Here is a 24,504-nt window from a genome sequence, read left to right as displayed (position 1 = left end):
TTCAGGTCCACTCGGTTGCAACTGCGACCAGTGCCAGAGCAGCAAGATAGTTGCGGGCGAGGCGATCGTAGCGGGTCGCGATTCGACGCCAGTTCTTCAGACGACAGAACAGCCTCTCGATCATGTTCCTGCGCTTGTAAGCAACGCGGCTGAGCGGATAAGGGACGGCCCTCGACGCTGTCGAGGGAATGACCGATGTCGTGCGGCGAGCCTTCAACCAGCAGCGCAGCCGATCGGCATCGTAGGCCTTGTCCGCGATCAAGCGTTTGAACGGCACGACGCGACTGATGAGGGGCACCGCCATCGTGATGTCGGCGAGGTTGCCCGGGGTCAGCGCAAACGCGATCGGTCTGCCGCGATCATCGGCCAAGCAATGGATCTTGCTCGTACGACCGCCCCGGGAGCGCCCGATCGCCTGATTCCACTCCCCCCTTTTCCGCCGGCCGCCGAGCGGTGCGCTTTCACGTGGGAGCTGTCGATCATCAGTTCGGTGGGCGGTTCTCCGGAAGCTGCGATTTGCTCGAACAGCTGCTGCCATACGCCGCGCCGAGACCATCTGTTGTAGCGGTTGTAGATGGTCGTGGCGGGGCCGTATTCCGCCGGGACGTCACGCCAGCGACATCCAACCTTCAGCACGTGGAGGATCCCGCTGATCACCCGCCGGTCGTCGACCCGAGGCTTGCCGGGTCTACCCCGTGGCAACCGTGGTTCGATCAGCGCCCACGCCTCGTCCGACAGCCAGAACAACCGCGCCATCTCGGCCTCCTGATTCGGGAGAACCCAATCAGAGGCCAGAGATCACCTCTGAATCAATGCCCTGTATGAGTTCCCTACCTAGGGTTCGGGCTCATAACCGGTAGCAGACGGTCGCGGCGATGTGGACCGCCGCGAGGAAGTTGACGGCGAGGCGGTCGTATCGTGTGGCGATGCGGCGGAAGTCCTTCAGCCGGCAGAACATGCGCTCGATGGCGTTTCGGTTGCGGTAGAGGACGCGCGAGAACGTGCTCTTCCAGCGTCGGTTCACCTTGGGTGGGATGTTGGGCATGGTGCCGTTGGCCTCGACCTGCCGTCGGATGGCGTTCGAGTCGTAGCCCTTGTCGGCGTGCAGGATGCGAGCGTCCGGCAATTGCTTCAGGAGGTCGTGTCCGGCCGTGCAATCGGCGACATTGCCGCCGGTGAGCAGGAAGGCAATGGGCCGGCAATCTCGGTCCGTCAGTGCGTGGATCTTGGTCGTGCGGCCGCCGCGCGAACGGCCGATCGCCTGGGTCTGCGCCCCCCTTTCCCGCCGGCGGCCGAGCGGTGTGCCTTGATGGCGGAACTGTCGATCAGGACCTGCTCGGGTGGGCCGCCTGCGCTGGCCAGTGAGCGGAAGAGTTTCTCCCAAACGCCTTTCTCGGCCCACCGGACGAAGCGGTTGTAGAGCGTCTTTCGGGGGCCGTAGACGGCCGGAGCGTCGACCCACCGGCCACCGGACTTCAGCACGTGGACGATGCCACTGATCACGCGGCGGTCATCCACCCGCGCCTTGCCACGCGTGTCGGTCGGAAGATGCGGCCGGATACGATCAAACTGCGCCTCGGTCAGCCAGAAGAAGTCTCGACTCATAACGGCTCCTCCCCGAGAGCCGTGAATCACAAGCCTCTCACGCTGCCAACAATTGTTTCGGCTGACGCCCAGACGATCGGCGAGGCTCCGTATCGTCGGCAGCGAAGCGCCGCTGGCGAAGGCGGCGCTTCTGATGGCAGCTGCAAGGCTCGCCGCGATCTCTTCAACGGTTTGTCCGGTGATGAAACCGGCACCAGTCGTACGGCCATTTCAGAAAGCACGGATCCTCGACGGCAACGCGAGCCGGCGCCGCGAAAACCGCCTGCAGGATGTTCGCCGTCGCATGGAACATACCGTTGGCGAGCGAGAGCTCGCCGACCGGAATGCCGTCCTGTTCGAACTGTGCCGTCGCCATCTCGATCAAAGCATGATGCTCCGGCGGGTCCTGGTAGGCTGCAATGCCGCCAGACGAGCTGCGGCAGCACGGCCTCGCCACCAGCAGTTCTTCGCTCCGTTACGCGACGGTCGGCTTGTGCTCGATGGGGTTTTCCGAGCCACCGGAACGCTGCAGCAGATCGAGCCGCGATCGCTCGATGCGCGGAAGTGGATCGACCTCGACGACAACGGTTTGTACGAACTCGAACCGGACGGCTCTTTTCGTCATGTGTGGGAAGGGCTGACGATCAGATCGGCCGTGGGTGCGGGCGCAAGCGCGGTCACGGCGGAAGCCGGTCACGTGGTCGCTCCGGAGACCGCGCCGCCCACGTCGTTCTCGGGCCTGAGCGGTTTGACGAGGAGTGAGTGCAAGGTGCATCGCGCGGCAATGGCGGTGTACCCGGACGGAATCCCGGCCGAGCTGTCCCTCAAACAGCTGTGCCGAGAGTTGCAGCCGCGTGTGATGCATATGGGATTTGGCGCGGTGAGCGAAAGCACGATCAAGCGATACATTTGGAAGTATCGGCGCCGGAGAGCCGTCAAAAATATTCGCTCGACACATCAAACGTAAGTCGGCTTTCGTCCCCAATTTGACTTGGCTTGACCCGGTTTGGTCCTTTTTGGACCAAGCGACTCGCTCTGCTTCGTGACGGAATCCACGCCGTCGCAACCCAGTGAAGAGCGAGCATACGATGATCGACACCACACGACATCCCCTTGTTGGCCCGGCCCCGGCTGCCATCGCGCCGAGCCCCATGAGCGCCGATCCCGACTCCGCGTACAACGAGAACCAGGCGGCGACGTTGCTCGGCGTCTCGGTGCGGACCCTGCAGGCCTGGCGGGTGCGCGGGGGCGGCCCGCCCTACGTCAAGATCGGCCGCGCGGTCCGCTATCAGCGTCGCGCCCTCGTGACCTTCCAGCAGCTCAACACCGTGTCCTCGACGACCGAGGCCGATGCCCGCCGCCTGGATTCGCGAGCTGCGCCGCGGGCCGTTCGAGGTCACGGGGACGACGGCGCGCTTGTTCGCGCGCGCGACGCGGCCGATCGGCGGCGAGATGGCAAGAGCATTGTGGCCGTTCAACGAGCGGCTGGAAGACGGCCGAATTCGGTTCGAAGTGCCGATCGGACCCGGTTTCACGGATAGCATGATTGAGCCCGGCCAGGGTCATTGGCTCGTCGACTTCGATCCGCGGACCGGGATGTGGGACAGCCCGGGGGCGGCGCCCTTGTGCCCCGGCATCGATACCCTCGCCACGCATATTTGGCGCGTTCTGGGACGGTCGGATCTCGGGGTCATCGATGCGCGATCGGCCCTGCTGATCAGTCTCGCCCGCGCGCTTCTTTCGGTACTGGCGAAAGAGCAGAGCCGATCGAGATCCGGGTCGCGGGATCCGGGGGAGCATATCCCATGACGTCGTCCGGCGGCGGTCGCCGGATCGCCTTCGCCGGCATCGCGGCCGAGGCGCGGCTCTACGCCGACGTGCTCGTGCCGCGGTGGTTGCCGGACGGGAGCCGCGCAGGTGACGAGTGGGTCTCGCTCAATCCGACACGTGCCGACGGTCGCGCGGGATCGTTCAAGGTCAACCTCGCGACCGGCCGGTGGTCGGACTTCGCCACCGGCGACGCCGGCGCCGATCTCGTCGCGCTCGCCGCGTACCTGTTCGGCCTGACGCAGAGCGCGGCGGCGCTGAAGATCGCCGAGATGCTGGGGCGGGACCCCTATGAATAGTCGCGCCCCCTTCTCGTCGATCTCCGGGGCGTCGGTGACGAGCCGCCACTCGCCTCCGACCTCCGGCGAAAAGGCCGGCTGGGTTCCGGTGGTGCCGGTGCCCGCTGACGCGCCCCGGCCGTCGGCCGCACATTTCAAGCTGGGCCGCCCGACCGCGACGTGGACGTATACCGACGCGGCCGGCGGCGTCCTCGGACACGTGCTGCGGTTCGATGTGGCCGGCGGCGAGAAGGTTTTTCGACCGCTGGTGTTCATGCGGCGGACCACCGGCGAGGCGAAGGCGGAATGGCGCTGGGAATCGTGGCTGCCGCCGCGGCCGCTGTACGGGCTTCGGCAACTCGCCGAAAGGCCGGCGGCGCCGGTCGTGATCACTGAGGGCGAGAAGGCCTGCGACGCGGCGAGGGCGCTGTTGCCGTCGGCGGTCGTGATCACCTCGCCGAACGGTTCCAAGTCCGCCGGCAAGAATGACTGGTCGGCGCTGTGCGGACGGGATGTCGTGATCTGGCCGGATTCCGATGCCGCGGGCTTCGCCTATGCGCGCACGGTCGCCGGGCTGGTGCGGGAAGCCGGCGCAAGCTCGGTCGCAGTCGCCATGCCGCCGGCGGGCGTCAGGAGCGGCTGGGATGCGGCGGACGCGCTCGCCGAGGGCTGGACCACGAACCGAGCAGCCGAATTGATCGCCAGGACCGTGATGCCCGAAGAATTCGCAGACGCAACCGCCTCCGCGCCGGCCTCGCGGAACGAAAACGCCCCCGAGGAGGACAAGGCGGCCGGCGGTCGGCGGCGGACGCCGCAGCGTGATCTGTTGATCGGTCTGACCGAGTGCGTCGCGCTCTGGCACGACGCGAACCGCACCGCCTTCGAGCTTCCCGGTCGGCGGCCACAGGGAGCACTGGCCGGTGAGGGGCCGCGAGTTCAGGATGTGGCTGAGCGGCCGCTTCTACGAGGAGACCGGCGGCGCGATCGGCGGGCAGGCGCTCGAGGACAGCATTCGCATCCTCGAGGCGCGCGCCGTCAACGACGGGCCGATGCACGAATGCTACACGCGCATCGGCTACGCTGGCGGCGACGATCTACGTCGACCTCGGCGACCCGAGCTGGCGCGCGGTCGAGATCACGGCCACCGGCTTCAAGGTGGTCGAGAAGCCGCCAGTGAAGTTGATGCGCTCGCCCTCGATGCGCCCGCTGCCGGAGCCGGAAGCGGGCGGCTTGATCGAGGAACTCCGGCAGTTCGTGAACGTCCGGTCGGACGAGGACTTCATGCTGGTGGTGGGGTGGCTGGTCGCGGCGCTCCGCCACCGCGGTCCGTTCCCGGTGCTGGCGGTCGCCGGCGAGGCCGGCTCCGGCAAATCGGTGTTCTCGCGGATGATGCGGTCGCTGGTCGATCCGAGCGCGGCGCCGATCCGCGCGGTGCCGAGGGACGACCGCGGCCTCGTGGTGTCGGCCGGCAACTCCTGGGTGCTCGCCTTCGACAATCTGAGCGCCGTGCCGGTGTGGCTCGCCGACGCGCTCTGCCGCCTCGCGACCGGATCCGGGTTCAGCACGAGGATGCTCCATACCGATCGCGACGAGATGATCTTCGAGGCGGCGCGGCCGATCATCATCAATGGCATCTCGTCGCTCACCGACCGCGCCGACCTGGCCGATCGCTCGGTGACCATTCATCTGCGGATGATGCCCGAGCGCCGGTCTGAGGACGAGCTGCTGACCGCGTTCGAGCGGGCGCGCCCCCGCATTCTCGGCGCGCTGTTTGGCGCGGTCTCGCGGGCGCTCGCAGACGTCGACCGGGTCCGGCTCGACCATCCGCCGCGCATGGCGGACTTCGTGAAGTGGGTCACGGCCGCCGCGCCGGGGCTCGGCTGGGACCGAGACGCCTTCCTCTCCGCCTACGCCGAGAACCGCCACGACGTGTCGGAGGCGACGTTCGAGGCCGATGCCGTGGCGGTCGCCATCTGGAAGCTCCTCACCACCGGGCCCGACGACAAGTTCGAAGGCACCGCGACCGAGCTGCTCGACGCCGTCAACGCGATGGTCCCCGAGTTCGCCCGAAGGTCGCGGCACTGGCCGCAGAACGCCGCCCAGCTCGGCAGCCGCGTGGCACGCGCGGCGCCGCTGCTGCGCGCCAAGGGCTGCATCGTCGAGCGCCGGCACTCGGGATCCCGCACCATCACGATCCTGCTGCCGCCGTATCGGTTCGCTTGACGGCCGAGCCCAGTATTTGGTGCTCCCGCGCCTCTGTCCGACTTCGACGCCGTCACGTGATCAAAGTCGACGGCGAGCGCCGACCGGCGACGCTGCGCCGTGCCCTCTGCCTGCGACGTTCCATGCTGTGTCGCACTTGGACGGCACCGGACGGCATGGACGGCGCGCCGGACGCCTGCAAGTTGTTGCCTATTGAATTCCTCACGGACTGGACGGGTTGGATGGCCTTTTTCTTCTGTAAAGAGGGGAGAATGGAAGAGCATGCCCCGACCCATGCGAATGCGCATGGCCCGCACTTCACGCCGACCGCGACAGCCTCGGGGGCCCGGCGCCCGTGGAATCGCCCCCGGTTTCACGGCGGACACGGCTTCGGCGGCTCTGCTGCTTACGTGGTGCTTACGTGGAAAAAATGCGATCGGACCAGCGGACCGAGCGCTCTTGCAAGTCATTGAATTTAAGGGGGCCTATTGGCGCGCTCGGAGAGATTCGAACTCCCGACCCTCAGATTCGAAGTCTCAACGTATCAACCGACACCAGTTCGCGCTGCCTGTCATCGCTGCAGAAATCGTTGACGAATCCCGACACTGCCTCCCGCCGACACGCTTGAACTCCCGGTAGCTCGGTTGCTATATGGTTGCTAGGGAGGAGCGCATGCCCGAGGCTGTCCGCATCACCAAACGCGTCGTCGACACGATGTCACCGGGTTCGACGATCTGGGACCGGGATCTGGCCGGCTTCGGTGTCCGCTGCCAGAAGCGCGACAAGGTGTACGTCCTGAAGACCCGAGTCCGAGGCCGGCAACGCTGGTTCACGATCGGCAAGCACGGCGCCCCCTGACCCCGGATACTGCACGCAAGGAGGCCCTTTCGCTGATGGGCGAGGTCGCTGGAGGTGGCGATCCTGCCGTAAAGCGAAAGGCGGTGATAGCGCCCACGGTGCGAGAGGTCGCGCAATCCTTCCTGGAAGAACATGTCGATCGCAAGAGGAAATCGAGCACTGCGGCCCACTACCGGGACTGCCTCAACCGTCTTGTTCTGCCGGTCCTCGGAGAACGTTGCATCACCGACGTGACGCACGCGGAGATCGCGGATTGGCATGGCGACCTTGAGGACACGCCCTATCAGGCCAATCGCGCCCTCGCGGTTCTCTCGGCGCTGTTCTCCTTTGCGGAGAAGCGGGACACCGTCGCGAAGGGCAGCAATCCTTGCCGAGGCGTGGAGAAGTTCCCGGAATCGTCCCGCGAGCGGTATCTCACGAGCGAAGAGATTTCTCGGCTCGGCGAGGCGATGGAAGCGATCGAGAGTGAATCGAAGGTCTCGCCTTACACATTGGCTGCGATCCGCCTCTTGCTGCTGACTGGCGCGCGACGGGGTGAAATTCTTACCCTTAAATGGGAGTACGTCGACTTCGAACGAGGCATGTTGTTCCTTCCCGATAGCAAAACAGGACGAAAATCGATTCCGCTCAACGATCTGGCGCTAGATCTTCTGCAATCTCTTCCGCGCGAATCCGAAAACTCGTGGGTAATACCCGGCCGAAAGCAGGACAGGCCGCTCGTCGAGCTTAAGACGGCGTGGCGGTCCGTTCTTAAGCGGGCGAGCTTGAAGAACGTGCGCATCCATGATCTGCGGCACACCTTTGCGAGCATCGCAGCTGCTGAAGGCGCATCCTTATTGATCATCGGAAAGTTACTGGGACATCGAAACCCTCAGACGACGCAGCGATACGCCCATCTCGCAAGTGATCCGCTGCGGACTGCAGGCGGCTTAGTAGGCGCAAATCTCGGGGTCGCCCTCAAAGGAAAACAACAATGACCGGCATCAGCATTCCGGAGAGGTTCTCGCTTTTACAAGCTGCCATCTGGCTTCTTAGAAAAGAGCCGCCGATTTCGGAGAGTAATTTTGCAGCAGCAAGGAAACACTTAACCCCCGAGGAGGTGTCAACCAATAACAGGGCCGGAGACCTGGTTCGAGCACTTCACGGCGGTCGGTTAGCTTCGCGAGCAAGTTTGGGTGGACGTAAGAACAGAGACTTCTACTTCATCTATGCCAAGCCGTGCCGCCCTTCGGATCCCGCACATTTTGACCCTAGTCAGACCGACAAACACTATGACATGCCGGTGCCAGCAAACGCGTGGCGATTTGACGAGGTCGTCTGGAATCACTCTGCTCTTTCCATGTACTACGATCAAATTCCGGAAGAGGTCGAAGCTGCCGAAAGACAACCGACCGTCTATTCAAGAGACGATATTCGTTCTCCATATTTTTGGCACCCGATCTCGGTGTCGGGCGCAGATCTGCTCAGAGCCTTCCCTGAACTTCAGGCTGATGAGCCGAGCAAGCGGCCTGCCAAGCCTGGCCCCCATCCGAAATATGATTGGGAGGCCATGTATGTTTATTTAGCTATTACAGCCGATCTCGATGGCTTGCCAGAAAAACAGAGCGACTGTGAACGCCTTGCGTTGGATTGGTTCGCGGAGCAAGGTCTTTCACCATCCGAGAGCACGCTACGCGAGAAGGTGTCGCCTCTCTACAACCACCCCCGTCGCGTTCCCGAGCGCATGTCGAGAGGCCGAGGCCGGAATTGAATTACCGGCCTTACCGGCCGACCTTACCGGTCTGAAGGCGCAAGCAGGGCCCAACGCTCCATCCCGGAGCGGGAGGACCCGAATGAAGCCAGAATCTCTAATCCCCCAATCGCGCCTTGCGGAGCTGCTCGCCATATCGACGCGCACCCTGGAGAGGTGGCGCGTCGAAGGAAGCGGTCCTGCCTACCTCAAGGCAGGACGCCGCGTTCTCTATCGGTCTGCCGATGTCGAGCAGTGGCTCGACGGCAGCCGAAGGCTGTCCACCTCGGACGCCGGGGACGCTCATGCGTGAGCGCCTTCCAAGGCACACTGGCCCCGGAACATCGCTTCCGCCGATCCATGTCGTCGCCCACGTGCTGGGCGGGGACATCATTGGCAGAGACTCCGTTTCCGCCCCGGCCCCGGCCATTCCCGCAAGGACCGTTCTCTGAGCGTGCGGGTCGATCCCGACGCGCCGGATGGCTTCCTGGTCCACTCGTTCGCAGGCGACGATCCGATCGCCTGCAAGGACTACGTTCGCGGGTTGCTGGGCCTTCGGCCTGCCGCCCGGGGCCGCTCACCGCGACGGCCCGCAGCTCCGCGGGCGCAAGTCCCGGTCCGGAGTACACGAAAGGACGAAAGCCGCTCCCAGGAGGATCGAATCGATCTGGCCCGTTTCCTTTGGGCTCGGAGCACTCCCATCCGCGGGACCCTCGCTGAGCGATATCTTCGCTCCGCAAGGGGCTACGGAGGATGCATTCCGGAAACCCTGAGGTTTCTGGCACCGCGATCGGCCCGGCATCATCCAGCGATGATCGCGCCTTTCGGCATTCCGAACGAATCCGAGCCCGGCCGACTGGAGGTCACCGGCCTCACGCTCTCGGGGATCCACCTGACGTTGCTGAATTCCCAAGGCACCGCGAAGGCCGGAACTGAAAGGGACAAGCTGATGCTCGGCCCCAGCGCCGGTCGGCCCATAGTCCTCGCGCCACCCACCGATCTTCTCGGGTTGGCGGTGACCGAGGGAATCGAGGACGCGCTTTCCGTCCACTACGCGACGGGACTGGGGGCATGGGCCGCAGGTGCGGCTGGAAGGCTGCCTGCGCTTGCGGATGCGATCCCCGAGTACATCGACGTGGTCACCATCATAGCCGACGCCGACAAGCCAGGTGTGACCAATGCCCAACGTCTCTCGGAGAAACTGAAGCTACGCGGAGTGCGGGTCGAGGTGGTGATGCTCGCGGCTGCGAACGATAATTGGAGCAAGTGATGAAGCCGGACGCAAACGCAATCCTGATCGATCGCGGGCTGGAAGAACTCCGGAATCGCTTTGATGACGCTTTTCCGCACCCTGCCGAGCATCACGTTTATGATCCCGAGCCCGAAGAGACGCCGAGCATGGTACTCGACACGATCGACATCGAGGACTTCGCGCGACTGGACCTGCCGCCGCGGGAATATGTTCTGAAGCCGATCATCCCGGTCCGCGGACTGGCTATGCTGTTCGCTGGGCGGGGTATCGGAAAAACGTTCGTCGCGATGAACATCGCCTTCGCCGTGAGCTGCGGTGGCGAATTTCTCCGCTGGAAGGCGGACGCAGCGCGGCCCGTCCTCTACGTCGACGGCGAGATGCCGCAAGAGGCCCTCCAAGAACGGATCCTCGCTATGGACCAGGCATCAGATGTCTGGCCCGAGAAGGACTTCTTTCGTCTGCTTTCAATGGATCGACAGGCGCTTGGAGTGTCACTCAATCTCGCGAATCCGAAACACCAAGCCGCGATCGAGGACAACCTCGGCGATGCGAAGTTCTTGGTTATCGACAACCTCTCGACCCTTGTGAACGGCGGGGCTGAGAACGACGCAGAGTCTTGGATCGCGATGCAGGAGTGGCTCCTCAGGCTCCGCCGGAAGGGCGTGAGCGTTCTGGTCGTGCACCATGCGGGCCGGAGCGGGAATGCGAGAGGAACATCGAAACGGGAGGATGTCCTCGACACCGTGATCCAACTGAAGCGGCCCGAAGGCTACGATCCTCGCGACGGCGCCCGGTTCGAAGTGCACCTCACGAAGGCGCGGGGCGTCTTCGGGGACGACGCCAATCCGTTCGAGGCCAAATTGAAGGTGATCGACGGGAGGGCGGTCTGGACGGATTCCGACCTCGATGAGGACGAAGAAAACGATACGATCATCGCAATGAGGCAGGAAGGGAAAAGCGTTCGAGCCATCGCGGACGCGACAGGGCGGAGCAAGTCAAGCGTGCACCGGGTCTTGGAGAAAGCCAAAGAACAGGGCTTCTTCGAGGTGCCCAGCGCCTCCGATTTGCCCGGCAACTTCGAAAGTGCCGAAGCCTTCGACGACCCTCGACACTGATCGCCCATCCCACGCTGTCCCAGCGTCCCACACCCTGGGGCCTGGGACAGCGGGACAACGACGGTCTTCTGGTGAACCGAGCCGACTTGCGTTAGGACCTTTCGAATCCCTGGCTGATGAACTTCAGCGTCCGGCCGTTCTCGGTCACGATCCGCACCACGTTGTCCGGCACGCCGTCCGGCACGGTCGCCTCGATTTCGAGGGTCACCTTCACCTCGGCGCCCATCAGGCCGGACAGGTGGGCGATGACCTCGTCGGCGATCTTGCCGGCATCACGGCCGACGCGGGTCGCGTCGAGCGTCACCGTACCGAAGTAGCGCTTCGGCTTCGTGCTCGGCGCGGGTACGCCGTTGCCCGCGGTGAGGACACCGGTTGCAGCCTCGCTCAGGCCTCCAGGGGGCGCCGTGGTCGTTTCTGACGCGACTCCGGCACCTGCGGCCGCCGCGGCCGCCGACGCTGCCCTGTCGGCCTCCAGCTGCCTCCTGGCGGCTCCCGGCTTAACCAGGAAGCCTTCCCCGGTATGGTGGATCAAGTCGAGCCGCTGGGCGGACCGGAGACCGCGGTAGCGCCCGGTCGCGTCGTCGTAGGCGTCCGCATAGGCGAACGTGTCGTTCTCCCACGACAGCAGCGCCACGCCGTCCCGCGCCGCGTCGGCCAGCACCTCGGGGCCGCTGAGGCGAGGCAGGTAGACGTACCGGGCGAAGTCGTCGGCGAGCTGGCGGATCGGGACGTGGTCGCCGCGCCAGAGCGGAATCTTGTCCAGCTCCATGCGCAGCCGGGTGCCCGCGAACGAGGGCGCCAGCAGATCCTCGGAGCGCAGCTTCTTGCCGACCCGGACTGCGAGGCGATCCTGCCCGTTCAGCCGAAAGGCTTGCCACTGCAGCGGCGTTTGCGGTGACGTCTGCACCGGCACCAGCAGCCACTGGTAGGCCTCGGGGAGGCGCGCCTCCACTGCACCGGCGGCCGATTTCTGCTGCGTCTCCGCTTGACGAACCTGGTGCGGGTCGAGGTTCAACCCCTCCTTTTCGTCGAGGATCGACGTCCATGCGAGATAGCGCCGGATCGCCTCGTCGAAATCCTGTAGTCGGGCCTGGTCCACCGCCAGGAACACCAGCGTGTTCTGGAACAGACGAGGTGCGTTCCCGCGGCTCTGGAGGATCGCCGCAGCCGCGGCCTGAGCCTTGTTGTTGGGGTCCTTGCTGTAGGGATAGTCGATCGCCAGCACCACCAGACGGGCCTCCATATCGTCGGGCACGTCCGCCCCGGACGGCGGCGCCGTATGGATGCGGCGGAACTCGCCGGTCGCGCGCAAGTCAGCGCGGAGCCGGTTCTCGATTTCCGCAATCACCGGGTCCGGGTTGCGCTTGTACTGCTCGGCCCGGTCCTCGGCGATCTTCGTGACGGTCGGCTGCGTCGAGTACCAGTAGCGTGGCCCGTCCTGATAGAGATAGGTCGCCGCGGAGCTCAATCGCCTCAGCGCGTCGCCGAACACGGCCGGCTGCTCGCCCGGCATCACGCAGCCGAGCTTGATCCGGCGGTCCTCGATGCCGCGATTGGCGGCCGATGATGTCGGCGCCGAGCCGAGATAGAGTGTGCGGGCGACACGGCGGGTCGCTGCGAACTTTCCGAGGTTCGGAACGTCTCCGTCGATCCGCAAGGGCAATGCGTTCGGGCCGTCGATGTCCTTCTCGATGATCGGCTTCCATTGGTCGGACAGATAGCGGGTCAGTTCGTCACGGACGCGCGGATCATCGATCGGAATGTTCGCCGGCATGATCAGTGGATTGCGGTCGCCCTTCTCCCACAGGCTGTGGATCACGGCCGCCATCAGGCGCAGCACGCCGCGGGTCCGTTGGAACTTCACCAGCGTCGACCAGTCCGTGTAGAGCCGATCGAACACCTCGGGATGGATCGGATACGCCGCCTTCAGCCGCCCCTCGTAGTCGGAGTCGCGACACTCGGGCGGAAACTCCTGGTGATGCGTCCGGTAGAAATCAGCGAAGGCACGGGCGACGTTGTCGCGGCCCGTGAACTGCTCCCGGTCGATCAGTGGTTCGAACAGCCGCCGCCGGACGATCTCGAAGCCTTCCTCGGTGCTCGCCGGAGCCCACGAGGATTCGACGCGGCCGATGACGTTCTTCAGCCGTGCGAGCGCGGCGCGCCCGCGGATGCCGCCGACTTCCTCGTCGTCGCTCTGAGCGTGCGGCGAGGTCGGTGTGTCGGACGAGGGCAAGCTGATGACCAGGAGGCAGCTCTTCGCGAGCTTGGCGGATTCGGTCAGCGCCTGCGCGAAGCTGAAATGGGTTTCGAAGCTGCCGCCCGGCAGGTCGCCCTCGTCGTGGAGCTGGCGGGCGTAGGCTACCCACTCGTCGATCAGGATCAGGCACGGCCCGTACTCGTTCATCAGGGTCCGGAGCGTGTCGCCGGGGCTGGTCGCCCGCTCGTCGTCCTGGCGGATCCTGTCGAGGGCGGCCCGGCCGCCGAGCTGCCATGCCAGCTCGCCCCAGAGGGTCTTCACCACGGTTCCGTCGCTCTTCACGGACGGATTGCCGGGCGAGATCTTGTTGCCGACCAGCACGACGCGAGTGATCTTGCCGGGCAGCGTGGCGACGCCGCTGTCGGCCATCAGGGCGTCGATGCCGAGCATCTCACCGGCCGCCGTGCCGGAGAACAGGTGGTAGAGCGCCAGCATCGAGTGGGTCTTGCCGCCGCCGAAATTGGTCTGCAGCTGCACCACCGGGTCGCCACCGGTTCCCGCGATGCGCCGCATGGCGCCGACCAGCAAGTGCTTCAGGCTCTGGGTCAGGTAGGTGCGGCGGAAGAACTCGACCGGATTGCGATACTCGTCCGACCCTTCGCCGAGATGCACCTGCCAGAGGTCGGCCGCGAACTCCGCCTGCTGATAGCGGCCGCTCGCCACGTCGCGATGCGGGTTCACCACCTCGCGCCACGGCTTCAGTGCCCCGGTCACCTGGCTCTCGATGGCCGTGCCGGCGCTCTTGCGCCGCTCGCTGCGGGACTGCTCCTCGAAGATGAGCCGCCGCAGCTCCATCTTCATCCGCGCGACCTCGTCGGCTTGTGTGGCGGAGACGGCCGTTAACAGGCGTTGGATCGAATCGAGGGCGCGGTCGGTGTCGTCGCTCGAAAAGGCGTTCTGGTGCGCCCAGCTGTTCCGATGGCCGCGAATCTCACTGACGAGACTGCGGTCGGAATAGCCGAGCGTCTTCCGAAACACCTCGTTCCAGGTCTCCCACATCAGCTTGAGAAGCCCGGCAACGTCCCATTGCGCCACCGGTTTCTTGGCGAGGTTCGGGTCTTCGGAGAACCGTCGCACCGTCTCCATGTTGACGGCGCCAGCCTTCACGGCGGCATGGATCTCCCGCTCGACGAAGGGCGCGAGACCGGCTTTCAGCAGTTCCAGTCCCTTGGCGACCCGTTCCTGGTTGGTGATGGCCATGGTTCACCTCACACGAACATGTCGGGCTGCGCCGGGTCTACCGGGGTCCCGGACGCCGCTGCGTTCTCGCGGGCGAGCCGCATGATCTCCGGAAAGCTCTGGACGAGGCCGTTGTAAGCGAGCGCCTCGGCCGCGCGCTTCTTGTTGTTGGCGGTGTTGTAGAGCCGATAGGCCAGCTCGCGGGCGATCTCGGCCTTGCTGCCGAGCTTTTGCACTAGCGCCGCGGCTGCGGCCTCGCCACTCGCGAGGGTGCGGACGAGATGGTGAACGATCTCCCAGGCGCTCACGCGAGTGTCGCCGGCCGGATCCCAGTCCTCTGGAAGCTCCTCAGGCTTGAGCAATCGGACCTTGCCGCGGCTTGAAACGAGTATGCCGGCCTGTGCGAGCCCGTCGATGCCGGTGTTCTTGGCTTTACTGAGAATCTCGGCGACGCCGAACTCGCCTTCCGAAAAGCCATGCTGGTCGAACCATGCCAGCGCCCAGCGGCTGTCAGCGTCGAAGTCACCTTCCTGCTCGGCCAGCACCTCGTCGAGGGTGGCGTTGATCAGCGCCAGAGCCTCGCGCACCGAGACCGGCTTGCCCTCGGCGTCGAGCACCTTGGCGTAGCGCGTGTAGACCGCCATGCCCGGCCCAATAGCCGCCTGCGCCAGATCGACCGGCGCGATATTGCCGCGCTGGAGCTGAGCGAGTGCCGCTGGCAGCTCTGCTTTGAGCGCTGCGACGAAATCGCGACGTGTGGCGATCGATGCATCGGCGGGCCGCCTGCGACACACCAGCACGATGCTGGAGGCGAGGGCGTTGGTGCCTGACCCGATCATGCGATTGCTCAGCTCCGTACGCATCGGCCACGTGCCGCCGAGTCCGAAGCCGGCACGGATCACGGCGTCGAGGAAGGTCTCCCACCCCGTGCTCGACATGCCGTCTGCGCTCTCCTTTTCGGATTGCTTGAAAGCGTAATAGATGGTGACGGGAAAACCTGGATGTCCCTGTTCGGCCAACCGTCGCATTGCTCGGGTCATGCCATCGAGGAAGAACGCCTCCGCCTGCTCCTTGCCGCCGTGACGATACGGGGTCGCGACCAATTCCTCGGTCTTGGGCACCGCGAGCGTAGCGAACAAGTCGGGAAACACCGGGCGCAGTGAGCGACGCAGCCAGACGTAAAAGAAGTCTGAAAGGTCAGCATACCCGATGTTGTCGTAATACGGCGGATCGGTGGAAACCACTTTGTCGACGGTCACCGTTTGAGTTGATGCATTGTTGGCTGCAGCGCGCCCTTGCGCTGAACCGACCAAGAATCGAATAGCAGGCTCGATCCAATCGAGGGCGCTATTGTAGCCGCCACCGGATTCACTGAAAGGATTTGCTTCACCAAAATCCCAGGCCATCGGAATTGCCTGCCGGGCAAAAAGATTTCGAAGACTTGCAGTGCGAGCAGACCCGCCAGTTGATGCTCGTGTGCCGATAGGGCCTGAGTCCCATGTGCAGAGCGAGTTGTTGCGGTCGGCGAAACGACTGATTGCAAGGCCGAGAATCGCAGCCACGCCTTCCGCGTAGGCGGTTGCGCCGTTGCCACCATCTTGGAGAGGCTCACGGTCGCCGGATACGCAGGTGGCGACCGCGTCGGCGTGGATGCGCGATATCGCCTCGCCGACCAGATCGGAGAAGGTCGTCAATGCCACTAGTTGGCGTGGTGTGAACAGGTTGCCATAGGTGGTCAGGCCGTACTGCACGGTCCAGAAATTTCGTGGGTCGTCCGGCAAAGCCTGCTCGGGTTCCCACTCCGGCGTTGCCTTGTGCGCCGCCGCCTCGTGCTCCGCTGTCGGCGCCAGATAGACCCGTCCGCGTTCGCCCTCGGCGACGATCGCCATCAACCGCGCGCCCATGCGCCGAGCCCGGCCTTCGGCCTTGATGTAGTCTGGCGCAATCGGCGTACCCGACATGATGCACCGAAAGTTGGCCCCACGCGCCAGTTTGGTGCCGTTCTTCACTGGCTCCGCGTCCCTCGGCTTGCCCACCTTGACGGCGAACCGGTAGCCCGTCGCGCGCGCCAGAAGCTGTGACCGCCCGACCAGATCGCTCTCGCTCGCGGCTAGGTCCTGCACCGGCGCACCCTCGATAACTGGCTCGACATAGGTTTCTTTGCCGGCCTTTGTCGAAAGCATGAAGGTCGAGGCGAGCGGGACGTCTACGTTCGCAAAGGCCGGGTTCGGGCTCTTCACGGTGCGCGCCCACAGCCATGCGATGACGGTCAGCTCCTGCCCGACATAGGGCTTCAGATCCGGCCGATCCTTCGTCATCTCGGCCGTGACGGCGATCTTCGGGTAGAGATGGCCGATGCGCTTCTCGGCCTCGTCGCGCATCCATTTTCCGTAGTAGCGTACGTCCTCGGCGAGCCCTTCGGCGCCCTTCCATGTGCGGCCGACGAGATCCGCCTTGGCCCGTGCCTCCGGGTTCACCGGCGGCCGGCCGGCGAATTTCGGCGGGATCTCGATCATCGCCTTGTTGATCAGCACCGCCACCGGGTTGAGGTCGGTGGCATAGGCCTCCAGCCCGAGCCGCTGCGCCTCCAGCGGCAGCGCGCCGCCACCGGCGAACGGGTCGTGGAAGGCGGGCAGCTTGGCGCGGTCGAACAGCTCCGTAGCGCGCGGGTGTCCGGCATTGTCGGCGCAGGCGCGGCGCCAACTCTGCCAGATTTCCGCCCGAGCCTTGTCGAGCACCGCCTCGTTGGTGGTGTTCTCCCACTTGACCAGGTCCTCGATGATCCGGAACAGCCGCTGGCGCTCGATGTCGGCTGCGCAGTCCTCCAGGGTCGGTTCGGGACCCGGCTCCGGCACTTCCGCCTTGCCGGAGTCGTGCTCCGCCTTGCGCGTCAGCCACAGCTCCCGGCGCTTCTTGCATTCCCGCTCGGCGGCCCGCCGGGTCTCCGGAACGCCCAGCAGCGTTTCGACATAAGTCGAGGGGTCGTCGACCATCTGGGCGAAGATCACCGCCCGCGCCGCCGCCAGCGGTCGGCGCGCCCACCACAGATGCAGGGTGGACGGGTGGCCGTGCCGGATCGATTTTTCCCGCGCCGAAGCCGCATTGATCGCCTCCAGCGGCAACGCGACCTCGATGAGCTTTTTTCTGGCGACGACGGCTTGCTCGGACATGGTCATGCTTTCGAGAAACGGTAGGAGTAGGGGGCAGTCCGCTCGATCAGGACGGCATCGCCTTCGGTGAGCCCCGCGCGGGCGAAAAAGTCTCGCACCGGCGCGCGCGTCCTCAGGATGCGTTTCGTGCTGTCGATGTCGGTGTCCACGGTTTGCCCCGGCTCGAACGAGACGGTCAGCCGCCGCGGCGCCGCCTCGTCCTTGTTGGAGCCGCCGACCGTATCACCGGGAAAGAAGTCGAGCGGCACGTAGATGTGCCCGTTGCGGATGTTTCCACCGGTGAGCCGCACGGTCCGGCTCGGCCCGCCCTTGGGGCTTACCAGCTCGGCTGGCGCCGCGGGAGGGGGCGATGGAGCCGGATCCGGAAGCGTTGCCGCCGGTGGCCGGCCTACCGCGGGTGCAGGCGCCACGGTGAAAGCCGCCGAATGGGTGCTCCGCCCCGGCACGACGGCCGAGAAGTCGGCGGGTGTCACCGATGAGGGCGCCAGCGCGGAAGCGGGTCCGCCGCCCTGGGAAAGGGGAGTCAACTGTTCCTCGATAGCGCTGGCGACCATCGTGTCGAGCGTCACCCATGTCACGGCGCCGCTCGGGTGGCGGTAGGGCACCGGCCGCTTCAGCGCCAGGGCGTTCCGCAGAACCCACGGTGTCCGCCAGTTCCCCTCGAACGCCGCCCGCTGCTCGGCTGGCCCGATGGCATGATACGGCTCTCCGGCCGCGTAGGCATCGAGGGCGTCGAGTGGATCGAGCGAGCCAACGATCTCCGCAACCCCGACCACGAGGCCGCTCCCGGCCCGGATGAGCGCGATCCGGCCCCGCTTCCGGCATCCGGTCGTCCGCATCTCCCAGGTCTTCCGACCGCTCAGAATGAGCCCGATCCAAGGCTCTCGAATCAGCAACCCGTCCATTCCCGCTCCGCGCGCCGCCTTCTCTCGTTTCGCTCCGTTGGCTTATCCGCCCACTTGAAGCGCCGCAGGCCGAGGTGACGTCGGCTGCTTGTCGAGCCCGACGCCGTCGAAAGCCGAATCGAGCTTGGGAAGGGCATCGAGTGCGGCCTTCAGCGCGGAGATTTGTTCCGATCCACCCGCATGGCGCGTCGAGACGTTCTGCTCGATCTGATCGAGAACGCCGAGCGCGTAGTCGATGATGCGGCCGAGCCGGGGCTTCATCGAGGACTCGAGGACATTCACGCCATCCGCGAGGTCGCGTCGGATGGCGATGAACAGTGTCGGGGCACGAGTCCGGGCATAGGGGACCAGCGCATCGAGCATCCGGCGCTTGACGCCTGTTCCGCCCGGAACATCGGCCGCATTTCCATAAGCCTCGTGCATGAACTTGCCGGCGGTCGTGACCATGCCGGTCACGAGGCCTTGCCGGGTGCGCTGGATGTGCGCGGCAAGGTCCGCTCGCGCTTCGCCTGCTCTGAGGTCGAAGCTCTGCTGCGCCGTCGCGAGGCTGGTCTCCATGACCTCTCGCATTCCGCCCGGCTGGTTGTTGAGCATCCGCATCGCGCCGTCGAGACGACCGACGGTCAGACGCAATTCGTCGAGACTCCGCCGTACGACCTCGTCGACGAGGCCGCCCATCTGAGCACCGAAGAAATCGTCCCACAGGCCCGGAATGAGGCCGAGATAGGTGTGCGCCAGGTCCCGGTTCAGGTCGAACTCCTTGCGGGGAGACGTCCGGACCCACACGCCGTCGTGCTCGACGATAGACCTCAGCGTGCGCCAGTTGATCTCCTGCCAGGAGGACAAGGTCGCTTCCAGGTTCCGGTCGGCGCGCGGCTCGAGTTCGGCCAGCCTCCGATCGAACGACGTGCGCCTTTCGCCGAGCGACACCTCTGCCCAGGTCCTCACTTTCGCCAGCGCATCTCGACCGGCACTGATGGAGTCCTGGGCGGCTCGCGCGAAGTCGAGCCACCGCTCTCTTGCCGCATCGTCATCCAGCTCGATTTGGCGGACTCTGCCTAAAAAAAAACGACTCGCTTGCCCCTGCAAATGCCGCAGTCGACGAGAAGAGCCCTGTATTCTGGACTGACGGCTCTTTTCGAGTGTGATCGAGTGGAGATGGTCCAGCAATCGCGGCAGGCCCGTCTCGGCCGAAGGGAGCTTTATTCCCTGATACAAGGGCATCTTCCCGATGTCGTGCAGATAGGCCGCGGTGGCGACGGGGAAGACCGGCACGCTCCGCACGGCATCGAGGAACGCCGACTGGTTCTCTCTCGTTTCGGCTCTGGCCATGACATCGGTCGCGATGTCCGCCAGAGCTGCGGCGACATGCGTGACGATCTCCTGCTTTCGGAACGAGAGAACAGGCGTGACATCTCCGTCGAAGTCGTCGGGGTCGAGCCGCATTTGCTCCAGAACGGCTGCGATATTGATGTCATCGAAGCGAGTAGTCACCACCGAGAAGACATCGAGCCGGCCTTCGAGGAAGAGCCTGAACAGAAGCCCACCGTCGCGGAGAAGACGGGTGAAAGTGCGATCGATCCCCGTCTGACTGTTGCAGATCAGCCAGAGGTATCGAGCGTCTTCGAGGTAGCGCTTGGTAACCTGCTCACGGGCCGGATTCGGATCGTTCAACCCCGGAAGGTCGACGAGCACAGCGCCGTTCGACAGAACCTCGAAAGGACCGTCCACTTTGACCCGGCTGATCACCGGCCAGAGTTGAGCATCGTCGCGCTGCTGGTCCCTGCCGACGAGATACTTGCGGATCGCATTGCGGAGCGGCAGGGCCTTGTCGTGCTGCAGGACAAGCGCCCGCCCAGCAGCCATTGCGTTCGCCACATCTTCGGGCAGGCACAGATTCGGATCGTCTAAAATCTCCGGAATGCGGCCGATGTCCGTGTTGCGGTACACCGCCTCGAACTTCTCGCGGGCCGCCGCGATAGTCGCCTGTCGCTCCTCCTCGTCGTCGGCATCGTCATCGATCGTGCCGACACTGCTCGCGACCTCGTGGAGAACCCGCAGCTCGTTCGCCCAGTCAGTCTTGGAGATGAAATCGATCTCGGCTCGGTATTGATTGCCCTCCTCGTAGCGCACGGATGTGATGACGCATGTGCATGCGCCGATGGCGGCTCCGACCGGCAAAATGCTCTCGCCGAGAATGGCATTGATCAGGCTGGACTTGCCCTGTTGCGACGGCCCGAGGAACGCGATCGGCAGCTCTGGTTTCTCGTCGAGAAGTCGCTCCGCCGCATCCGCGTCGTCGGACCACGACTCCACCACGCTCCGCTCGCCCCGGAGAACGGTCCGGGCACATGCATCGAGCCACTCGCGGAACTGGAGGATGTAGCGTCGCAGACTTTCGGTACTCATCGCGGATGCTCTCCGCGCTCGATCAAGTCGCTCATGGCGTAGTTCACGCTGGTGACACCGAAATCAGGCTCGCGGCTGAACGGTTGGCGCACGTAGTGGGCGCGGTGCGATCCGCCGTCGAGGAACTCCACGATCGCCAGAATAAAGTCATCCGGCTTGTTCAAGGAGTACAGTATCTCGTTCTTTGTGACCGTGACCGTATCGGCCCCTGACACCCTGCCTTTTACTTCGATGAAACGAAGCCTGCCGGTGCCGGGAATCCGGCTCTCGATGTCGTAGCCGAGCTTGTCCAGCTCTCGGTCGATCGGCTCGTAGCCGAGCTGACGTTCGATCTCCATGACAATGCTTCGCGCCCGAGCGGCTGCCGCTTGTGTGTCGACCGTCGCTCGCTCGACTGGCGCCGTCCGGCCTGACATCGCAGTCAGAAGGCCCGCCGGCAGGACCAGGACCCCGCCCAGTACGACCGGCGGCAGCGGGGCGATCTGGCGTTCCTGCTTGATCTCCTCCATCCGTTTCTGCAGTCGAGCCTGCAGCTCGTCCGCGCGCTTACGGGCCTCGCCGGAGTTGAGGCGGGCATTCGCCTTTCCCGCACGCTCCTGGTCCTTGAGCTGCTCGGCCCGGAAATCCCAATAGTTGATCTCCTTCGTCAGCCTGTCTTTGACCGCAGCCTCTGTCTTGTTGAGAAGGCCGATCTTGTAATCGCGGATTTCGGCGAGATGCTCCGGCACGACCTTGGCGATGGCGTGCGACTGAGCCTTGGCTTCGAGATCGCGGTCGATCCATGCGCACTCGGGCCGAGCGAGGATAGCAGGAAGCTGCGGCTCGTCGTCTCTCAACGGGCGGTAATCGAGGTACGGGGCATAGTTCAGGTGCCGAGAACCACCGTCGCTGTCGATCTCGACAAACAGCAGGCGCTTCGAAACGACTCGACGATCGCCGGTTTTCGTGAGGCTCGCATCCTGAATCGCGTGTTCGAGGAAGAAGAGAACACGGGGCTGATTTCCCTGGTCGCTATCATCGACAAGGACGGCCCCACGTCGCAAAAGATCGCGGTGGCGTTCCAAGGTCAGATCGATGACGGCACTCAGCAGCGGGTGCCCAGGGCAGACGAATGCAGCCGGAGGCGAGCCGACAGGATTTACGAGGTCTTTCTCGAAAGCCACGCGCTCGTAACGCGGTTGGACCGGTTCGCCGAACCCGATCAGGCGGTCACGGTTCCGGACCGGGGCTGGAACGTGATTGATCTCGTAGCGCCGAACCTCACGCAGCTTGATAGTGCCTCCGAGTCGCTGAAATCCTTCGAGAAAGAACGACTCGATGTAGTGAGGCTGAAGGCGGCGGGCCTCGGCGCGCTCCATGTCCTCTCGAATGCGCTGGACCCGAGTGACGTCCATCGTGTCCTTGGCGAGCGCGTGATCTTCCAGCAGGTCCTGCAGCTGGCCCTTGTCGAAGGCGTTCTCCAGGACCCGCGTGAGCCGGGCGCGGACCTCGGGCTGTTCGCCGTAACGAATGGCATCGATCAGCAGCTCGCGCAGCGGTCGCCCTTCGAACTGCAGCTTGCCGAGCACATCGAACACCTGGCCGCCGAGTGCCAGGCGCGCCTGCTCTAGTTTTTCGAGGAGCTTGCGGTAAACGTCGCCTTCGCGCGTCTCGTCCGCCACCAGATTCCAGAGATGACACACCTCGGTCTGGCCGATGCGGTGGATCCGGCCGAACCGCTGCTCGAGCCGATTCGGATTCCAGGGGAGGTCGTAGTTGACCATGAGGTGGGCGCGCTGGAGGTTTATGCCTTCGCCTGCGGCGTCGGTCGCCAGCAGCACTTGCACCTCCGGATCGTGCTTGAACGCCTCCTGGGCGTTCATGCGTTCTTCGCGCCCCATGCCGCCGTGAATGGCGACCACCGCTCGCTGATGGCCGAGCAAGGTGGTGATACGGCCTTGAAGGTAATTCAACGTGTCGCGATGTTCGGTGAAGATCACCAGCTTCTGGTGCGGTGAGGGCTTCGGCTTCGGAAGCTGCTGGACACCGGCATCGTAGGATGCGCCGTCCTCGGCAAATGCATTGGCGATCGACGCCGATGTGAAAATTTCCCCGAGCAGCGTCGCCAGTTCGCGCCACTTCTTGTCTTCGCCACTGCGTCGGATCGCAAGAGCGAGCCCTTCGAGTCGCTTCAGCGTTTCGATTTCTAAACGCAGCTCTTCGATTGTTCGGGCCGCGGTGGCTTGATCGAGAACCTGCTCCTCGGCGGCTTCGACCTCGGCGTCGGGGGCCTCGTCCAGATCCTCGACGTCTTCGGGGTCAAGCAACGGCCCTTGCGCGACAATTGTCCCGCTCACCTGTCCGCCGCGCTGGAGGATTTCGAGTTCGCGAAGACGGCTCTCCAGTCGTTCACGGCGACGTCGAAGCGACTGGTAGATCGCTTCCGGCGACGACGCGAGCCGGCGTTGCAGCACCGTGAGGGCGAAACCGACCGTGCCCGCTCGCTTGTCGTTGTCCAGGGCTTCGGCCCGGTTGAACTCCTCCCGGACGTACTCGGTGACGGCCTTGTAGAGTTCCGCCTCGGCGTCGGAGAGCTTGTAGGGAACCGTGTAGGCGATGCGTTCCGGAAACAGGGGAGTCGCATCGAACTTCAGCAGGTTCTCCTTGACCATCCGGCGCATCAAATCGGAAACGTCGGCGGTGTGGACGCCGTCGCGGAACCGCCCCTCGAACCGGTCGCCGTCGAGCAGCGCCATGAAGAGCTGGAAATCCTCCTCCTTACCGTTGTGAGGCGTGGCGGTCATGAGCAGGAAATGGCGGGTCAGGGTCGACAGGAGCTGGGCGAGCCTGTACCGCTTCGTGTACTTGATCTCGCCACCGAAAAAGGTCGCGGAGAGCTTGTGCGCCTCGTCGCACACGACGAGGTCCCAGCGGCAGTCCGGGGCCTGCAGCTTTCGTTGGACGTCTTCGTTGCGCGAGAGCTTGTCGAGCCGCGCGATGACGAGGTTGGTTTCGAGAAACCAGTTGCCGGTTCGCGCAGACTCCAGCTTGTCGTTCGTCAGGATGTCGAACGGGAGATTGAACCGCCGAAACAGCTCGTCCTGCCACTGTTCGGCAAGACTGCCTGGGCAGACGACGAGGCATCGCTGCAGGTCGCCGCGAGCGATCAGCTCCTTGATCAGCAGGCCCGCCATGATGGTTTTGCCAGCGCCTGGATCGTCCGCGAGCAGGAAGCGGAGCGGCTGGCGCGGCAGCATGCACTCGTATACGGCGGTGATTTGGTGCGGCAGCGGCTGCACGATCGACGTGTGGACGGCCAGCACAGGATCGAACAGGTGCGCGAGGTGGATACGTTGGGCCTCGGAGACTAGGCGAAACAGATGGCCGTCGCCGTCGAAGCTCCAGGGGCGCCCTTCCTCGGCGATCTCAAGCCGAGATTCGTCGTGTCGGTAGAGCAGCTCGTTTGCGACGCGGCCCGCGCCGTCCTTGTAGGTCAGCTCGATGGCTTCCGAGCCGAACCACTGTACGTTAACAACCGTGACCAAGCCAGTCGGCAGCAGTCCGCGAATGGCAGCGTTGGGTTTCAGGTCCTCAAGTCTGGCCATTTTGCTCTTTTGCCCAGTCTAATCGGAGGCAGAGTCGGCGTGAACGGTTACCGCGGGTGGACTACCTAACCGAATCCCGCTCAACTCTAGGCCCGAAGGAGTAAAATTACGATCAGTTCCACAGGTATCTTCAGCCGATTTGCGCTGCGTGAGTC

At 64.6% G+C, this 24,504-nt stretch carries 16 protein-coding genes and 3 pseudogenes; 12 read left to right on the top strand and 7 right to left on the bottom strand.

Going from position 1 to position 24,504, the window contains the following annotated elements; genetic code table 11:
- Position 1 precedes the first annotated feature (1 nt).
- Positions 2–756 (bottom strand): annotated as a pseudogene (locus ACFQUV_RS23480) (IS5 family transposase).
- A 91-nt stretch (positions 757–847) separates the two neighbouring features.
- Positions 848–1,740, bottom strand: a pseudogene (locus ACFQUV_RS23475) (IS5 family transposase).
- Here ACFQUV_RS23475 and ACFQUV_RS23470 point away from each other — a divergent pair.
- From ACFQUV_RS23470 to ACFQUV_RS23415, 12 genes and pseudogenes are all read left to right on the top strand, one after another.
- Positions 1,739–2,551: a hypothetical protein gene (locus ACFQUV_RS23470; protein ID WP_165363972.1), complete on the top strand. Its 813-nt coding sequence runs from the start codon at positions 1,739–1,741 to the stop codon at positions 2,549–2,551. The pseudogene ACFQUV_RS23475 and the gene ACFQUV_RS23470 overlap by 2 nt on opposite strands.
- A 121-nt stretch (positions 2,552–2,672) precedes the next feature.
- Positions 2,673–2,888, top strand: a pseudogene (locus ACFQUV_RS23465) (helix-turn-helix transcriptional regulator); the annotation flags it as partial.
- A gap of 46 nt (positions 2,889–2,934) precedes the next feature.
- Entirely contained in the window at positions 2,935–3,393 is a 459-nt protein-coding gene (locus tag ACFQUV_RS23460) for a hypothetical protein (protein WP_165363968.1), read from the top strand.
- Positions 3,390–3,710 carry a hypothetical protein gene (locus tag ACFQUV_RS23455; protein ID WP_129609555.1) on the top strand — a complete coding sequence of 107 codons (321 nt, stop codon included), beginning with the start codon at positions 3,390–3,392 and terminating at the stop codon, positions 3,708–3,710. The genes ACFQUV_RS23460 and ACFQUV_RS23455 overlap by 4 nt, the downstream gene beginning before the upstream one ends.
- Positions 3,703–4,866, top strand: coding sequence for a hypothetical protein (locus tag ACFQUV_RS23450; RefSeq protein ID WP_207211498.1), 1,164 nt, complete (start codon positions 3,703–3,705; stop codon positions 4,864–4,866). Before ACFQUV_RS23455 ends, ACFQUV_RS23450 begins: the two co-directional genes overlap by 8 nt.
- Complete coding sequence (locus tag ACFQUV_RS23445; protein ID WP_207211499.1) at positions 4,863–5,912, top strand: hypothetical protein; 1,050 nt, start codon at positions 4,863–4,865, stop codon at positions 5,910–5,912. Before ACFQUV_RS23450 ends, ACFQUV_RS23445 begins: the two co-directional genes overlap by 4 nt.
- Positions 5,913–6,563: 651 nt before the next feature.
- On the top strand, positions 6,564–6,749 hold the full coding sequence (locus tag ACFQUV_RS23440; protein WP_129609556.1) for a hypothetical protein: 186 nt from the start codon (positions 6,564–6,566) through the stop codon (positions 6,747–6,749).
- Positions 6,750–6,784: 35 nt separating this feature from the next.
- A complete protein-coding gene (locus tag ACFQUV_RS23435) occupies positions 6,785–7,726 on the top strand; it encodes a site-specific integrase (protein ID WP_129609557.1) in 942 nt (313 codons plus the stop codon).
- Positions 7,723–8,499, top strand: coding sequence for a hypothetical protein (locus tag ACFQUV_RS23430; protein ID WP_129609558.1), 777 nt, complete (start codon positions 7,723–7,725; stop codon positions 8,497–8,499). The genes ACFQUV_RS23435 and ACFQUV_RS23430 overlap by 4 nt, the downstream gene beginning before the upstream one ends.
- Before the next feature lie 82 nt (positions 8,500–8,581).
- Positions 8,582–8,791 (top strand): AlpA family transcriptional regulator, encoded by a 210-nt coding sequence (locus ACFQUV_RS23425; RefSeq protein WP_129609559.1) that lies wholly within the window; start codon positions 8,582–8,584, stop codon positions 8,789–8,791.
- 498 nt (positions 8,792–9,289) lie between these two features.
- The gene (locus tag ACFQUV_RS23420; protein ID WP_129609560.1) at positions 9,290–9,748 is read left to right on the top strand and encodes a toprim domain-containing protein; all 459 of its coding nucleotides are present in this window, start codon (positions 9,290–9,292) and stop codon (positions 9,746–9,748) included.
- Positions 9,748–10,845, top strand: coding sequence for an AAA family ATPase (locus ACFQUV_RS23415; protein ID WP_129609561.1), 1,098 nt, complete (start codon positions 9,748–9,750; stop codon positions 10,843–10,845). The genes ACFQUV_RS23420 and ACFQUV_RS23415 overlap by 1 nt, the downstream gene beginning before the upstream one ends.
- Positions 10,846–10,936: 91 nt before the next feature.
- Here ACFQUV_RS23415 and ACFQUV_RS23410 read toward each other — a convergent pair whose 3' ends face one another.
- The 5 genes from ACFQUV_RS23410 to ACFQUV_RS23390 are packed head-to-tail and all read right to left on the bottom strand — an operon-like array spanning position 10,937 to position 24,349.
- Positions 10,937–14,302 carry a Swt1 family HEPN domain-containing protein gene (locus tag ACFQUV_RS23410; RefSeq protein WP_129609562.1) on the bottom strand — a complete coding sequence of 1,122 codons (3,366 nt, stop codon included), beginning with the start codon at positions 14,300–14,302 and terminating at the stop codon, positions 10,937–10,939.
- 8 nt (positions 14,303–14,310) lie between these two features.
- Complete coding sequence (locus ACFQUV_RS23405; protein ID WP_378395844.1) at positions 14,311–17,457, bottom strand: DUF1156 domain-containing protein; 3,147 nt, start codon at positions 17,455–17,457, stop codon at positions 14,311–14,313.
- Complete coding sequence (locus ACFQUV_RS23400) at positions 17,454–18,356, bottom strand: hypothetical protein (RefSeq protein WP_129609564.1); 903 nt, start codon at positions 18,354–18,356, stop codon at positions 17,454–17,456. Before ACFQUV_RS23400 ends, ACFQUV_RS23405 begins: the two co-directional genes overlap by 4 nt.
- Before the next feature lie 42 nt (positions 18,357–18,398).
- Positions 18,399–20,765: a dynamin family protein gene (locus ACFQUV_RS23395; protein WP_129609565.1), complete on the bottom strand. Its 2,367-nt coding sequence runs from the start codon at positions 20,763–20,765 to the stop codon at positions 18,399–18,401.
- Complete coding sequence (locus ACFQUV_RS23390) at positions 20,762–24,349, bottom strand: helicase-related protein (protein WP_129609566.1); 3,588 nt, start codon at positions 24,347–24,349, stop codon at positions 20,762–20,764. The genes ACFQUV_RS23395 and ACFQUV_RS23390 overlap by 4 nt, the downstream gene beginning before the upstream one ends.
- Positions 24,350–24,504: the final 155 nt, after the last annotated feature.

The sequence above is a fragment of the Rhodoplanes sp. P11 genome (assembly GCF_964266735.1).
GTDB lineage: Bacteria > Pseudomonadota > Alphaproteobacteria > Rhizobiales > Xanthobacteraceae > Rhodoplanes > Rhodoplanes serenus.
Note: the sequence above shows the minus strand (reverse complement) of the source record. Positions and strands in the feature narration are given on the sequence as shown.